The sequence below is a fragment of the Microbulbifer maximicatervae (SeqCode) genome, from assembly GCF_056231245.1.
This window is the reverse complement of sequence record NZ_CP174334.1, coordinates 2,285,716-2,300,051: the sequence shown is the minus strand read 5'-3', so window position 1 is coordinate 2,300,051 and position 14,336 is coordinate 2,285,716. Positions and strand designations below refer to the sequence as shown.

14 protein-coding genes are annotated in these 14,336 nt (G+C 49.6%); 1 reads left to right on the top strand and 13 read right to left on the bottom strand.

What is annotated here, in order from left to right:
- Nucleotides 1-125: 125 nt before the first annotated feature.
- From ACJJIS_RS09985 to ACJJIS_RS09940, 10 genes are all read right to left on the bottom strand, one after another.
- On the bottom strand, nucleotides 126-821 hold the full coding sequence (locus ACJJIS_RS09985; protein ID WP_413665737.1) for a gluconate 2-dehydrogenase subunit 3 family protein: 696 nt from the start codon (nucleotides 819-821) through the stop codon (nucleotides 126-128).
- Nucleotide 822: 1 nt separating this feature from the next.
- Nucleotides 823-2,619: a GMC oxidoreductase gene (locus ACJJIS_RS09980; protein WP_444933148.1), complete on the bottom strand. Its 1,797-nt coding sequence runs from the start codon at nucleotides 2,617-2,619 to the stop codon at nucleotides 823-825.
- A 252-nt stretch (nucleotides 2,620-2,871) separates the two neighbouring features.
- On the bottom strand, nucleotides 2,872-3,783 hold the full coding sequence (locus tag ACJJIS_RS09975; RefSeq protein ID WP_475710161.1) for a sugar phosphate isomerase/epimerase family protein: 912 nt from the start codon (nucleotides 3,781-3,783) through the stop codon (nucleotides 2,872-2,874).
- Nucleotides 3,780-3,998: a twin-arginine translocase TatA/TatE family subunit gene (locus ACJJIS_RS09970; protein ID WP_108733294.1), complete on the bottom strand. Its 219-nt coding sequence runs from the start codon at nucleotides 3,996-3,998 to the stop codon at nucleotides 3,780-3,782. The genes ACJJIS_RS09975 and ACJJIS_RS09970 overlap by 4 nt, the downstream gene beginning before the upstream one ends.
- Before the next feature lie 3 nt (nucleotides 3,999-4,001).
- A complete protein-coding gene (locus ACJJIS_RS09965) occupies nucleotides 4,002-4,712 on the bottom strand; it encodes a 3-keto-disaccharide hydrolase (protein ID WP_475710160.1) in 711 nt (236 codons plus the stop codon).
- A gap of 70 nt (nucleotides 4,713-4,782) precedes the next feature.
- Nucleotides 4,783-5,790 (bottom strand): LacI family DNA-binding transcriptional regulator, encoded by a 1,008-nt coding sequence (locus ACJJIS_RS09960; RefSeq protein ID WP_444897240.1) that lies wholly within the window; start codon nucleotides 5,788-5,790, stop codon nucleotides 4,783-4,785.
- Between the two features lie 56 nt (nucleotides 5,791-5,846).
- Entirely contained in the window at nucleotides 5,847-7,169 is a 1,323-nt protein-coding gene (locus tag ACJJIS_RS09955; protein WP_475710159.1) for an MFS transporter, read from the bottom strand.
- A gap of 56 nt (nucleotides 7,170-7,225) precedes the next feature.
- Nucleotides 7,226-8,287, bottom strand: a complete 1,062-nt coding sequence (locus ACJJIS_RS09950; protein ID WP_444908366.1) for a sugar phosphate isomerase/epimerase family protein — start codon at nucleotides 8,285-8,287, stop codon at nucleotides 7,226-7,228.
- Between the two features lie 198 nt (nucleotides 8,288-8,485).
- Nucleotides 8,486-9,655 (bottom strand): Gfo/Idh/MocA family protein, encoded by a 1,170-nt coding sequence (locus ACJJIS_RS09945; protein ID WP_475710158.1) that lies wholly within the window; start codon nucleotides 9,653-9,655, stop codon nucleotides 8,486-8,488.
- A 253-nt stretch (nucleotides 9,656-9,908) separates the two neighbouring features.
- Nucleotides 9,909-11,168 carry an FAD-dependent oxidoreductase gene (locus tag ACJJIS_RS09940; RefSeq protein WP_475710157.1) on the bottom strand — a complete coding sequence of 420 codons (1,260 nt, stop codon included), beginning with the start codon at nucleotides 11,166-11,168 and terminating at the stop codon, nucleotides 9,909-9,911.
- Between the two features lie 217 nt (nucleotides 11,169-11,385).
- Here ACJJIS_RS09940 and ACJJIS_RS09935 point away from each other — a divergent pair, with 217 nt between their 5' ends.
- Complete coding sequence (locus ACJJIS_RS09935; RefSeq protein ID WP_413665728.1) at nucleotides 11,386-11,922, top strand: lipocalin family protein; 537 nt, start codon at nucleotides 11,386-11,388, stop codon at nucleotides 11,920-11,922.
- A gap of 166 nt (nucleotides 11,923-12,088) precedes the next feature.
- Here the strand turns inward: ACJJIS_RS09935 and ACJJIS_RS09930 are convergent, their stop codons facing one another.
- The 3 genes from ACJJIS_RS09930 to ACJJIS_RS09920 form a co-directional block, all read right to left on the bottom strand.
- Nucleotides 12,089-12,646, bottom strand: a complete 558-nt coding sequence (locus ACJJIS_RS09930; RefSeq protein WP_475710156.1) for a thioredoxin family protein — start codon at nucleotides 12,644-12,646, stop codon at nucleotides 12,089-12,091.
- Between the two features lie 26 nt (nucleotides 12,647-12,672).
- Nucleotides 12,673-13,353, bottom strand: a complete 681-nt coding sequence (locus ACJJIS_RS09925; protein WP_475710348.1) for an SDR family oxidoreductase — start codon at nucleotides 13,351-13,353, stop codon at nucleotides 12,673-12,675.
- Between the two features lie 193 nt (nucleotides 13,354-13,546).
- On the bottom strand, nucleotides 13,547-14,113 hold the full coding sequence (locus tag ACJJIS_RS09920; protein WP_475710155.1) for a carboxymuconolactone decarboxylase family protein: 567 nt from the start codon (nucleotides 14,111-14,113) through the stop codon (nucleotides 13,547-13,549).
- Nucleotides 14,114-14,336 lie beyond the last annotated feature (223 nt).

Genomic DNA, 14,336 nt, shown 5'->3' with positions numbered 1-14,336 from the left:
TTTCCGTTCACCCTAAAAGCCCGGCATATCATTTGCCGGGCCACCGGAATATGCCCTACTCTTATCGATCCAGTTCTGTCTCGATATTTTTATATGTGCGTATAGCGCTAAAGCAAAAAGCGTTTTTAGCTATCCAAGCCAAGTCGCTTGAGAACTTCAGGGGGTGCTCCAGGGAAACTCGCCATTGGTCGGTTACCCACATAACCAATATCCGCCATACCTTCCTCGGTGGTATAGAAAGCGGTGGACACGAGAACTCGAACTTTGGCAAAGAAACGAGCACCAGCCTGGAACTCAGGCTTCGCCGTGCGAGTCCACTTGATATCCTCACAGATGGCTACTTTTTGAGGTTCATTCAGATCGACAAAGGAACCTCCAAATCTGCGCTTGGACTCACCCTCCAGCCAAACAACCCCTCCCCGAATCGTGACAAGATCTGCTTTATTATTGGAATATGGGGCGCTGACATATTCGTTGATGTAGTGATGGGCCCCTACTGAAGAGGCACTCGGAGAAGTTTCATCTGCGGGAATAATGACGTCGCAAAGTGCTGCCAATACCGCTAACTCACCCATTTCAAGCTGCATCTCCCAAGGCACAACGGGATTAAGGAGATCCGGATCTGTCGGCGTGCCCCTGGCAAGAGTCTGCTTCGGGGCGTCCAGGTTCTTTACTACCGGTTCAGCCGCTGGCACCTCCTCTTTCACTACAACTTTTTGCGCTACTTTCTCAGAACAGCCAATGACTGGAACTGCAGCAGCGGTGGTAGCAATCAAACGCAGGGCGTTGCGCCGACCCAGATTGGTTTTTTCCTCGCTCATATCAGATATTCCTCTTCTTGAACTGGTCCACGATGTAGTCGCAGGTGCGCCAGGCCAGCGCCATAATGGTCAGGGTTGGATTCTTATCAGCATTGGAGACAAAGGGTGCGCCGTCAGTAAGGAAGAGATTCGGTACTTCCCAGGACTGGCAGTAAGGATTGAGCACGGAATCATTCGGATTTGAGCCCATGCGCGCGGTGCCGACTTCGTGAATAATCGCACCGCCGTTGATAATTGCCTTGGCACCGTCGGTTTGCACGGTAGAGGTGACCTTACCGCCCATGCCTTCAATGATTTCAGCAAAGGTTTTGTGCATGTGAGCGGCCTGGTTCAATTCCTGGTCACTCCATTTCCAATGGAACTTCAACACCGGGATGCCCCATTGGTCTACCTGGTCCTTATCAATTTCACAGTAGCTGTCCTCATTGGGAATCATTTCCCCGCGACCGTCAAACCACACAAAGGAGCCGTAGTAACGCCGGCAGGCTTCTTTCAAGTCTTTGCCATAAGCGCCACTGGTAAAATCACCCATACCGCCGAAAGCACCTGCGCCCGGCATACTGCGACCACCGCCGAATTCAATATGGTAACCACGGGCAAAATCCAAGTCACCACGTAATTGTTCCTTGTACAACCACCAGGGCATATACATGTGCATCGCCGATGCGCCGTCCTCGTTGTGGGCAGGCATACTTTCCAAAGCGGGAATCTGCCCGCCGATACCAGCTCCCACTGTATCCATCAGGTATTTCCCTACGGCACCGCTGCCATTGGCGATACCATCGGGGAATAAAGTGCTTTTGGAATTAAGGAGAATGCGCGAAGTTTCAGCTGCACTGGCTGCAACAACCACAGCGCGGGCACTGGCAAATCTTTCCTGACGGGTATCTTTATCAATATAAATAACCCCGTTTGCCTTACCTTTTTTATCAATGGTAACTTCACGCACCATGGCATCAGTAATGATATCCAGGTTGCCCGTCGCTAATGCCGGTGGCAGTAGTACAGTCGTGGACTGGAAATTCGCCTTAATTGAGCAACCGCGCCCACAGGGCGTGGCCCAAAAACAGGCTGCGCGAGATTTCATTGATTCCCGGGTGACGTCCTGAGCCAATTTATTGTTTGGGAATAATTTCTGCGGAATATTTTCGTGATCCAGACGCTCACTGAGAATAGCCAGGTGAGAGGGAATTACAGGGATCCCCAGCCTATCGCACGCTTTTTTGGCCAGAAGTTCATAGGCACGGGGCTTCGGGGGTGGCAGCAGCACTCCTTCGGAGGAGTCAGGAGTGTTTTCTAACCCCTCGTTAGTGCCATAAACACCAATGAGCATCTCGGTTTTATCGTAGTAGGGAGCGAGATCGTTGTAACTGATCGGCCAATCAAAACCGAGCCCATCCCTTGAGTAGGGTTTAAAATCATACTCACCCATTCGCAGGGAAATCCGTCCCCAATGGTTCGTACGGCCACCCAGCATACGAGCACGCCACCAGTCAAAACGGCGGCCTCTTTCTCTGGAGCCCTGAGTGTAGGGTTCGCCGGGTACCTGCCAACCTCCGTCAACCGTTGCATCATAGAAACCGAACGGCTTTTCCGGTGTGCTCCCCCCACGCAAAGGCGCATCTTTTGGGAGGTTAAACATTGGGGTTTCCTTAACCGGGTCATAGGATCTCCCCGCCTCCAGCAGTAGAACCTTTAGCCCTGCAGTGGCTAGTACATAGGCAGCCATACCGCCGCCAGCACCAGACCCAACAATCAGTGCGTCATACTCTTTCTTCTCGAAGTCATCATTCGGCATCGCCTCTCTCCTACTTCATCAATTATTTTTGTTTTACTCGTTTAATTTTAAATAATGTATAAGATAAATCTGTAACCGGTTACATTTTTTGCCAAAAATTTTTACTTATCCGTTACATCTAATGTCTAACTTATGTTTTTTTAACCAAAAAGATTAATTTTTATAAACATTTTTAACGAACCTAGAAACCCCTAAATACTTTGATCAAAAAATGAGAGTAACCGGTTACATTTTTAACCAAATAATTATTATTTACTCGCCATATAGCTCACCCTGTCGCGACAAGCGCAGCAAAAGCTCTTTCGTTGCTTTGATCCCCCAGTCTTCATCGCCGGCGCCTTCATACTCAATCCCAATATGCCCCTTGTAACCCGCCTTTTGAATTATCCGCAGCATCCGGGCAAAATCCGTATTGGTCTCATTTCCCTGCTTATCAAATGAAAAGCTCTTTGCACTGATTCCGCAGGCAAAGGGCATCAACTGCTCTACTCCCAAGTAGCGGTCGTAGTCACCAAAGTTTCCAAAGTCTGGCAAGCTTCCACAGTTCGGCATATCCACTGACTGTAATAACTGGGATAACCAAAGTCCGCTTGAGGAATAGCCACCGTGGTTCTCCACCACAATATTGATGTCGAAATCCAAGGCAAACTCTGAGAGAGCTCGCAGCCCATCTCTACAAGCAGAGCTGACCTCCCTGCTACTGCCCTGTCCGCCAGCATTTACCCTGATAGAGTGGCAACCCAAATATTTAGCCGCTTCAACCCACTGGAAATGATTTTCTACCGCTTGTTGTCTTTCGCTAGCATTTGGGTTGCCAAGATCACCTTCTGCATCAACCATAATCAAAAGGCTTTTAACCCCGTGATCTATTGCACGCGATTTCAACGCTGAAAGAAAATTCTGATCCCTGGCCTTATCGGCAAAAAACTGATTGACATACTCTACCGCGTCAATTGCAAATGCCTTTCTTGCCTTAATAGGGAAATCCAATACCTTGAGAGCGCCACTTCGCAATTGCCGATGCAGGGACCATTGGGCCAGGGAAATTTTCACAGGGCCACCCGGGGTATTGGTAATGATTCGCCCACTATTGCCAAACAAGGGGGCGGTAAAAGCAGCTGCAGCCAAGCCGGCACCAACCTGTAGCAAAGCTCTACGCTTCATTCCCGCTCCCCAGCTTGGAGTAGATTGCCAGACAAGTTACCTGGGGAATCTTCTCTAGTGCCATCCTTATCGCTTTGATGCAATGAGCGGCGGAAACCACTAATCGCTCCTCCAAGGTCTTCTCCCAGACGGCGGATCTTGCCACTACCAAATAGTAGAACCGCTAACACAAGAACAATAAGTACCTGCCAAATACCCACGCCTGAAATACCCATGATTTACAGCTCCCGAATTCTGATATTGCGGTACCACACTTTGTCGCCGTGGTCTTGTAAAGCAATAAAGCCACTCTCACTACGGGCAAAATCGGGGTAAGAGGAAAACTTACTGTTGGCAAGACGTGTATCCCAATCTTCAGACCAAAGTTCATAACTGACAATCATGCTTCCATTCAGCCAATGTTCAACCCGGCCATTCTCCACTCGAATACGCGTTTTATTGAATTCTCCCGCCGGCTTTACCTCATCTTCGCTGGGTGCATACAAGTCGAAGACTGATCCCGCGCTGTGGCTCAGTTTTTCCAGTTCGGGAAAAGCACTGTTATCAAGTACTTGGTATTCCATACCTGACATCCAGACTGGTGCATTGCCACCAGCTACCCGATAAATAATGCCGCTGTTGCCGCCTTCAGATATCTTCCATTCCAGTTCCAGCTCAAAATCAGAAAACTTCTCTGCAGTGACGATATCCCCCGCTCCACCAGCAGTGAGCACCAGGTTGCCATCAACGACCTGCCAAGCCTCTCCTACATGAGAGCCATTGGCACCGGTCCAACCCTGCAACGTTTTACCGTCGAATAAATGCCTCCAGTCCTTATCCGCTTGTATACCGGACTTTTCCGGCATCCTTTCACAACCCCCTAGTGTGACTAGTAGTGCTGCAGAGGCCAGTAAAGACGTGCAAAATTTTGTCTCAGTGAATTTTTTCATCGTTGTTATCTCCACATGAATTGGTGTTTATCTAATCAGTTCGCCGAGATGGTTTTACATCCGTACTTTATTAATCCTGATAGCGGGCAGTACTTCCCCTTGCCACTAAATCAAAGGGCAAAATAGTTCGACTCGCTTTTAACGGTTTTCCGTCAATAATGCGGCGCAAGGTTTCCATCGCATATCTGCCCAGCTTCTCTGCGGGCTGGTCAATTGTTGTCAGGGGCGGGTCCGTAAATTGCGAAAACTCAATATTATCGAAGCCCGCCACCGACACATCCGCAGGCACCTGCAAACCCATTTCCTTCGCTTGATGAACAGCGCCAATAGCCATTTCATCATTCATACAAAAAATGGCGGTAGGCGCAGAGGCTAAAGAGAGCAGTTTTTTTGCACCCTCCGCACCAGACGGCATAGTGAATTCTCCGTTTACAACCAGGTCAGAATTCAACTCGAGACCGTGCCGTTGCATCTCCTCCTCAAAACCGGCCAGGCGATCACGCACAATCGGACTATTAAGCGGGCCTGTCACTATGCCGATCCGGCGGTGACCCAGCTCTATCAAATGGCGAGCCATGGCTTGCGCCGCGCCGGAATTATCCAGTTCAACAACCGGATAGCGGTCGTCTTCAGCAATGCGCTCACACGCATTTACCATTGGAATCGACGCTGCTAAAGCTGCATCTTTCTCTGCAAATGGATAGCGGCTATCCAGTTGAATAAGCCCATCTGCCTGATTCGTCAGCGCCATTCCCGCATAGAACTGCTCATGAGCTGGTTCTCCCTTGGTATCTCCCAGCAATACGGAGTAACCCTGGTCTTGAGCTGCCTTTTCTATCCCTCGGATAACTTTGGAAAAAAATGGATTGGCGATATTTGGGACCAGAACCATCACCGCAAATGACTTACCGGAACTAAAGTTTCTCGCCAACATGTTGGGCCGATAGCCGGCCTCTTCCACCGCTTTCAGCACCCGCTCCCTGGTCCGCGGAGAAACCATTTGCGGGTCTTTCAGGGCTCTGGACACGGTCGCGACGGAAACACCGGAGCGACGTGCAACTTCGCGAATGTTTGACATACTTTTCCGTTACTTTGTTGTTAGTAGTCGACTATTTTCGCACAAATGGAAAACGCCTACTGGTTGCCTACTACAGTGACACCTTGCACTTTGCTCGCTGCCTGCCTGCGATCCCAAAACCAGATAAACGCAAAAATCGGCAGCAAGATAAGGGGAACCACGGCCAATGACTGGAATGATTCGATAGAGGCAGCTGCCAACACAGCATCCAGTTCATCGCCCGTTAACTTTTCAAAGGCTTCCAAACCACCGGCAGCCTCAATCTTGGCGTTGTCGAAAATTTCTCCAAGTCTCGGCAGTACGAACTGAATAGACATTCCCCCAGCAAACCCCAGCAGCCCCAAAAACAGTGCGCCACCGCGCACAAAACGCTCGGATACCGTAGCGAGCATGGTAGGCCACATATAGCAGACGCCGATGCCCCAAACTGTTGCCGCTAAGAATGCAGTTACCGGGGTTCTCGCCATTCCTAAGCAATAGAGGCCAACAGCTGCAAGTAAACTACTGAGCCACAAGAGTCCAATGGGAGAGAGTTTTTTGGCCAGCCGTCCGGCAAAGTGGCGCATTACAAACATCAACATGCTGACATAAACCAGAATGAGAATGCCCTTCATACCGACTACTCGAGAGAGCGTCAGGTCAACCCACTGCCCTGGAGCCAGCTCTGTTGCAGCGGTTAGCCACATACAGATCCATAGCACGATAAACATCGGCTGCCTGAAAACTTCTTTAAACATCTCGCCATAACTGATGCCAGAGGAAACCCGTTCAGTTACCGGGAATTCCGTTCTGGACACAAGCCACGCCATGACCACAGCCGGTAGGGCCAAAACAATCAGGTTCAACTGCCAGGGAAGTTCAAACGCAGAAATGGCTAACCCTAGTAATCCGCCCACCACAATCCCGGCAGGCCACCAGGCATGTAGTACATTTAGCCGCTGAGTTTTATTTTCAGGGTCAACCGCTGCAACCATTGGGTTACTGGCAGCCTCCACGGCCCCCCAGCCCAAACCGGTAAGTAACAGCCCCGCAAGAACCAAGTTCTCAACGCCCTCCCCGGGGGTTACTAAGGATGCTGCAATAATAAGCAGACTGCCCAACACGTAGCCTATTGATGAGAGCATTAACATCCGTTTGATACCGACCAAGTCTACCAATGCGCTGCCAAATAGCAGGGTTAGGGCAAACCCTGTAAAGGTAAATCCAAGCGCTTCTCCAACCATTGCGGTGGAGTTGGCAAGATCAATATGATCATAAATGTCCGACTGTAAGTTGCCGGCGATCGAAGCCCTCACAGCAAACCCAAGACCAATCATAAAGATTGACAGATTTCCTACCAGGAAGACGTTCCTGTGCAAAGCCTTTGTCTGTGTACTCATCTATCCAGTCTCCGCATGATTTATTGTTATTCGTTGTTCACTGGGATTGGCAAAAATTAGTCCAGCCCTAAAATCCTACGATTGCGAGCGCGATCTGTTTCAGCACCGGCAAAATCATCAAAAGCTTTGTCAGCCACGGTTATCAGGTGCTCTCGAATAAATGGTGCACCCTCGCTGGCCCCCTGCTGTTGATCCTTAATGCAACACTCCCATTCCAATACCGCCCAGCGATCGTAACCGTACTGGGTCAGTCGGCTAAAAATCCCACGAAAATCTACCTGACCATCCCCCAGGGAGCGAAAGCGACCGGGGCGGTCAATCCAGGGGGCGTAACCGCCGTATACTCCAGCCCTTCCACTCGGGTGAAACTCCGCATCTTTCACATGGAAAGCCTTGATTCGCTCGTGATAGATATCGATAAAGGCCAGGTAATCCATTTGCTGCAAAAGCAAATGGCTTGGGTCATACAAGATGTTGGCTCTAGGGTGATCTTCCACCTCGTAAAGAAACCGCTCGAAGGTCAAGCCATCATGCAGGTCTTCACCGGGGTGCAGCTCATAGCAGACATCGACCCCCGCGCTGTCAAACGCATCCAATATCGGACGCCACAAACGGGCCAGTTCGCGAAAACCTTCTTCAACCAACATCGCTGGGCGCTGGGGCCATGGATAAAAAGTGTGCCAGAGTAAAGCGCCGGAGAAAGTTGCATGAGATTTGAGCTTCAGGTTGGCACTGGCCCGAGCTGCAAGAACTAACTGATTGCTCGCCCACTCTGCACGGGCTTGCAAGTTTCCGCGTACTGCCTCTGGAGAAAAAATATCCAGCATTTCCTTATAGGCTGGGTGAGCTGCGACCAACTGCCCCTGCAAATGCGTAGACAATTCAGAAATCTGTACCCCAACCTCCTCACAGATTCCCAGTACATCATCACAGTAAGCTTGGCTTTTACTGGCCAGCTCAAGGTCGAAAATCCGCTTGTCCCAAGTGGGAACCTGGATGGCTTTGTACCCCAGGTCTGATGCCCAACGAGCCATAGATTCAAGCGAAGCTGGCTGTTCGCTCGATGGGAGAAACTGGGCGAGAAAAATTCCGGGCCCCTGAATTCTGGGTGCCTTCATTTATTGTTATCCTTTTTACTGCTGTACTTATTAATTCTGTAACCAACCCTTTCCAAGCGATTGGTTTGCACCTTTTGAGAAAACTCTTCAAAAGGTAACTGGCCGCAGGCCGACACCGGCACCTCCCTGTGCCGTACTAGCTGCCGGACGCCCACCCTGCCAGAGATACCTAAATTCTGTGAGGTTAGACCTAGCCACTCACTTCCAATAAGGCGCCAGGGAAACCCATGAGGATTTTGCGCGACTGCTCTCCAGCACACCGCGCACAAATGCCATTGCGCGAACACCTGCATCAATGTTGCCAACGGCAGGACTGTTCTTTGAAACTACCCCCTCGCGGCGGCCTCGGACTTGACCAGCAAAATCGCGATAGATATTGGCGAAGGCCTCTATATAGCCCTCCGGGTGCCCTTGAGGTGTCCGGCAGAAAGACCTGACGCCTCCATCCAGATACTCACAATCCGCACCGGCTTTCCAAATCGCCACAGGCTGCCCCCTGCGCTTTACTTGCAATTGGTTTGGGGCTTCCTGCTCCCAAAACAGCGAACCGTCTTCACAGTAAACGCCGATATTCAGGTTGTTCCCCTCTCCTCCACAGACTTGACTGGCTGTAAGTGTTCCTCGAGCGCCCTGATCTAATTTAAATAGCGCTGCACCGTCATCATCCAATGCTCTTTCATCAACTACCGCCTGCACGTCTGCGCAGACTTCAGAGATATGCTGGCCAGTAAAAAACTCCACCAGATGATGAGCATGGGTGCCTATATCCGCAAAGCAGCCACTTTCTCCCGAACGTGCAGGATCTGTTCGCCAACTCGCCTGCTTACTTCCCGTGGAATCACCGGCTAGTGCCAGCCACCCCTGCGGATAGGCAACGGTAACTCGCCGAATAGACCCCAACTCTCTCCTGCCCAGGATTGCTCTCGCTTGCATAACCAGAGGGTAAGCAGCATAAGTGTGGGTCAAACCATAAAGATGCCCGCTTTGCTCCACTTCCTTTTTAAGCTCAAGTGTTTCTTCCAAAGTGGAGGCGGCTGGCTTGTCGGAGAGGACATGGAATCCCGCCCGCAACGCAGCAATAGAAACGGGTAAATGGAGATGGTTGGGAGTTACTACAGATACAAATTCAACTCGATCATCAGCGCTGCGACGGGATTCCTCTTGGAACATCTGTTGATAGCTTTGGTAAATCCGGTCCGGGTGTAGCCCCAGCTTTTCACCAGTTTTACGACTGCGTTCGGAATCGCCACTAAAGCAGCCGGCGACTAGCTCTATCTCACCGTCGAGAGCTGCTGCCATCCGATGGATTGCACCAATAAAAGCACCCTCTCCACCACCAACCATGCCCATTCTTATTTTTTTAACCAAACCCCATCCCCTCGGGCCACTCAAAGAACCAGCTGAATAAACAGCCTATTTATTTTTATTTCCGTGTTTTGTAAGCGGACACGCTGTTTCCAGATCTCGGTTTTCGTAGCACTCCACCGTTTGAAACAGAATGTAACCGGTTACATTTCAATTTAAGATACAGAAAAAAAATGTCTTTGCAAGCGAAATACGTTGTTAATATCGCCTTATTGGACTCATAGACTGATGGCTCGACGCTGAAATACTAAGCAAATCACCTGATTGGCAGGCCCATTTTCTGGACAAACTCAGCCCAAGAGTGCCACTCCAATTCATCGCTTTGCCATTTATTACAAATAGTTTGATGACCAACTGACTGCGACAGCAAGCTACCTATCGCTTCAGATTGAGGATGCCGAGGCTTAGCTTTTGAGCGAACCCATTTCCCGGCCTCCTTTGCAGCTTCCACGGCGAGACCCCAGTGATTCGGCCAAACCGCCAAGAAATTGGCTATATCAAAGCTGTGGATATGGTATGGACGCGGATAGTTTAACTGCACAAGAGCATCCCCATCCGGCCCTGGAGCGTCAGTTTTCCAACCTGCGTAAACACCCCAATGACAGCCGGCTGCCCAATCCTCAAACCCGGTCATACAATTTGCCAATCTATCCAGGGTATCCCGGATTAACGCCCTCTCTATGGGCGGGGCCACCCTCATGTCAACCACACCAGAGCGAAACCTGGGGTGCTCTGGATTGAGGGTGAGTATCCAAAGTCCCTCTCCACTTTCCAGCGGGTGATATGCCACTACCATGTCCATCAGGAAGGCTGAGATTGGAGGGGTATTAGCACCCTTAGCCAGCAACATATGTAGGGGCTGAACAACTTGGCTATCCCGCACTCCTTGAGCTGGCACTCCAAGACTTTCGAGTATTGCTGCATTGCCCGCCCCACATGCTGAGAGAACCAACTGGGGTTTTATTTGGTGGGAACTACCACCGATATCGGCAGAGACCTCAGTCACGCCACCACTATCTTTGTCGAATTTTCGGATACTCCCTTTCACCAACTTCTCGCTAACAGGAGCACTAAAACGACGATAGGCTTCAGCGCCGTCAAACATAAGGTCATCAGCAAATCGAAAGCACTGATGCGATGGCAAGCTAGTTGTTACCAGTGGAGCTGGTATCGGCACCTCTTCCACTGGAATACCCGCCGCAATCCAGTTGGGCTCGACAATATCTAAAAATTCTCGGGGAAGCGCGGCATAGAAATCTGTTATGTGGCTATCAACACCATCGCTCTCCAGTTGTGTGCGCCAAAACTGTGCGGCCTTTAAGTAAGCCTTTGCCGCACTTGGGTGTGCCGCATTCCAGCCTGAGGAGAAATAGCCATGAAAGTGTAACGACTCGGCATCGTCTAACCCCTGGTCTATTGCCAGCACAGAAAAATCTGTTGATAGCTCTCGCAACAATGAAATCGCTTGAATTCCGCCCCCTAATACCAGGACGTCTACATCTACCGTTTTAGCCATGGTCAGCCTCAAACAAACCCTATCTATCACCACTTAGCAAAGGCTGGCCTTCTGTCAACTTCTAGGACCTCAGCTCATTCACCTAGGTGACACTTTTTTGAAATTCAGATTAAACACAGAACTTGGTTAATCCGTTCCAGTTATATCCCCGTAAAGAGATTGTCGCTTAGCTATGAAGCTGGCGGCCTAAAAAACTGCGAACACAAGGAGCAAGGAAATGAAGAGCTTATTGAGAGGTATAGGAATTGTACTGTTTGCACTCAGTACCCAGGCCGTTCTGGCAGATGATGAACTGGAAACGGTTCCCTATGTCGATGTGAATCAGTATCTCGGCAAGTGGTATGAGATTGCCCGGCTACCGCAAATTTTCCAGCCGGCTTGTACTGCAGTAACAGCGGACTACGGCCTCAATGATGATGGATCTATCAGCGTTTTCAATTTTTGTCGAATCTTACACCCAAAATATGGGTTCCCGATCAGTGTTCAGGGCACTGGAGTCCCCATTGATGAGACCAACAGTAAACTCGCTATCACCTTCTTTGAGGGTAAAGCTGCCGGCGACTACTGGATACTAGAGCTAGATCCTGGCTATCAGTGGTCACTCGTTGGTGATCCAGACCGCTCCAGCCTCTACCTGTTAAGCCGCACTCCCCAGCTGGATGAAGCTATTACAGACTATCTACTAGACCTGGCAGTTACGAAGCATGGTTACAACATTGACCACATCATCATGACCCGCCAGCTTACTGAGTAAATAAGAAAGCGGGTGTCACACTTCTGGCACCCGCCACTTAACAAACTACATTAATTCTTCATTAATTCTTTATAATCAATAGGTTAACTCATTATATTAATGTATCTTCTTATATCTTTGTGTGCTTTATGTTCGCCAGAGCATTCCCGTCAGCTAGCAACCCATATCAGTTATAGTTACCACTCCATTTAATAGAGCACCCCATACTTGGCAGCTGCTTTTCCGGCCCTGCCTCAGTCTCTGCGATCAACTTCATTGCATTGACAAGCTCCCTGGTTCGGCCTGCCGGGATTCCCATTCCCGCATCATCGATTCGGCCTCGATATTGGAGCTCTCCATCCTTATTCAGCCCGAAGAAGTCTGGTGTACATACCGCCTGGTAAGCTCTCCCTACGGACTGATCTTCATCAACCAAATAGGGGAAAGTAAACCCATGGTCTCGGGCAAACTTCGCCATATAAGGAGGACTGTCAATCTGGTAATCGCGATAATCGTTTGACATAACGGCCAGAACATTAATTCCCAGCCCTTGTAGTTCTCGCACATCCTCAGCTAAACGATTTGCAATCGCCTGAACATAGGGGCAGTGATTGCAGATAAATGCAATCAACAGCCCCTTGCTTCCCAGATGGTCCGACATTCGAAAGCTCTTGCCGTCAGGGTCTTTCAAGGTAAAGTCTGGGGCTTTCCATCCGAAATCACATACTGGTGTATCTAGTAACATTGCCCGATCCTCTCTTGGGTTCTAAGTTAGCTTTCGATCTCAAGTACGCTCTTGGCAAAGGGAGTGTAAATTTTTGCGACCTCTTGAGCCATCTCATCTGGATAAACAAAAAATTCACCCGTTGTTAGTGCCTTCATAATGCCATCGAACACGATGCTCGCTGGAGGGGCGCCCTCTCCCATGCCTGCGGAGTCGGCCATATCCGTCTTGATTGGACCAGCAATAACACTGATAACTTGAGTCCCCTGCTCCGCCCAGACTTCCCTCAAACCCTGAGTTACTGCAAAGGCAGCCGCCTTTGAGCCGGAGTAACCGGTAAATGGGAGAAAATTTTTGATGGATGCCAGTGAGTTCATTTGGACAAAGACACCCCCACCATTAGATTTCAAAACAGGGCCAAACGCTTTGGCCAGGTTTATTAGTGGGTAAACATTGCCCTCCATTTGATACTTGAAGCTTTCCACAGCATCATCGTCCAAGGGGGTCGATAGCTTCACTACGCCCGCATTTGAGACAACCAAATTAACATCACCGGCAACCTTTACAGCGCTTTGAATGGTTTCTTCACGTGAAAGATCAAATTCAATGGGGACGACCCTTTCGCCATATTTTTGGACGAGCTGCCGTACCGAGGCTAGATCGCGAACAGCGGTATACACTTTGACCGCGCCCGCATCCAACAGTCCCTCTGTAATGGCCTTGCCGATCCCCGATTTGCCCCTGTGATTAATGCAGTGATATTGCTAGCTTGAAGAGTCATTTCGTATACCTCAGTTACTTAAGTCGAATAAATTCAAATTTCAATTCGCAACACAGTTGCGGGCTCCGCTACGAATTGTTGATGGCCACCCCAAGTCTCCTCAGTGAGGGCTGGATGGCCAATCAAGCCCAGGGCAGAAATCAGGCCACTGCCTCTCCTTCGGGAGTCCACTCATTAACTGCAAAGGCACTATCCAGGACGGTCTCGGCAATGTGATTTGTATAATTCGACATGACTTTTAAAGCGGTACCTAGAACCACTTCCAGTACGCTCTGCTGCGTGTAGCCAGCAGCAAGGAAAGCGCTAACTTGTTCCTCCGTCGGCCAGCCACGGCTTTCATTCACTACCGCAGAAAATGTACGTAATGCCTCAAGCTTTTCATCTGCAATCGGTGTGTTACTACGCAATGCTTCAATAATTTCCGTTTCAACACCGGCCATTTGGGAAATGGATGTGTGAGCAGCCATACAGTAACGGCACCCGTTCAGGCGGTTGTTTGTCATTAAGATGATTTGGCGCTCTGTCTCGGAAAGATTGGTTTTATCGAAAATTCCCGCCAAGGTCGTATAACCCTCAAGTAATGCGGGGGCCTCTGACATAGTTGCGAATAGATTGGGCACAAAGCCCATCGATTTCTTCGCGCCTGCAAGAAGAGGCTGAGCAGCAACAGGAGCGGATTCAATCGTGTGAGTCTTGAAAGTAGCCATCATATTTCCTAACTAGATAGTTTCACTTGTTTGTAGCGATCGGTCCAAACCTGGTTAAAAAATAAGGGGAGACACCCCTGTAAACTGTATGTACCGATTGCTACAAACAATGCTAATGAGTTTGTACCGATCGGTAAATATGATTTATATAACTATTTGCTATGCATTAATGCCTACTGAGAATGAACAGAAAAAATATGAAGCCCTATCCAATGCAAAATTG

What these genes read in the sequence shown, in the direction of transcription:
- ACJJIS_RS09985 (WP_413665737.1), bottom strand. Translation starts at nt 821, where the DNA reads ATGAGCGAGGAAAAAACCAATCTGGGTCGGCGCAACGCCCTGCGTTTG.
- ACJJIS_RS09980 (WP_444933148.1), bottom strand. Translation starts at nt 2,619, where the DNA reads ATGCCGAATGATGACTTCGAGAAGAAAGAGTATGACGCACTGATTGTT.
- ACJJIS_RS09975 (WP_475710161.1), bottom strand. Translation starts at nt 3,783, where the DNA reads ATGAAGCGTAGAGCTTTGCTACAGGTTGGTGCCGGCTTGGCTGCAGCT.
- ACJJIS_RS09970 (WP_108733294.1), bottom strand. Translation starts at nt 3,998, where the DNA reads ATGGGTATTTCAGGCGTGGGTATTTGGCAGGTACTTATTGTTCTTGTG.
- ACJJIS_RS09965 (WP_475710160.1), bottom strand. Translation starts at nt 4,712, where the DNA reads ATGAAAAAATTCACTGAGACAAAATTTTGCACGTCTTTACTGGCCTCT.
- ACJJIS_RS09960 (WP_444897240.1), bottom strand. Translation starts at nt 5,790, where the DNA reads ATGTCAAACATTCGCGAAGTTGCACGTCGCTCCGGTGTTTCCGTCGCG.
- ACJJIS_RS09955 (WP_475710159.1), bottom strand. Translation starts at nt 7,169, where the DNA reads ATGAGTACACAGACAAAGGCTTTGCACAGGAACGTCTTCCTGGTAGGA.
- ACJJIS_RS09950 (WP_444908366.1), bottom strand. Translation starts at nt 8,287, where the DNA reads ATGAAGGCACCCAGAATTCAGGGGCCCGGAATTTTTCTCGCCCAGTTT.
- ACJJIS_RS09940 (WP_475710157.1), bottom strand. Translation starts at nt 11,168, where the DNA reads ATGGCTAAAACGGTAGATGTAGACGTCCTGGTATTAGGGGGCGGAATT.
- ACJJIS_RS09935 (WP_413665728.1), top strand. Translation starts at nt 11,386, where the DNA reads ATGAAGAGCTTATTGAGAGGTATAGGAATTGTACTGTTTGCACTCAGT.
- ACJJIS_RS09930 (WP_475710156.1), bottom strand. Translation starts at nt 12,646, where the DNA reads ATGTTACTAGATACACCAGTATGTGATTTCGGATGGAAAGCCCCAGAC.
- ACJJIS_RS09920 (WP_475710155.1), bottom strand. Translation starts at nt 14,113, where the DNA reads ATGGCTACTTTCAAGACTCACACGATTGAATCCGCTCCTGTTGCTGCT.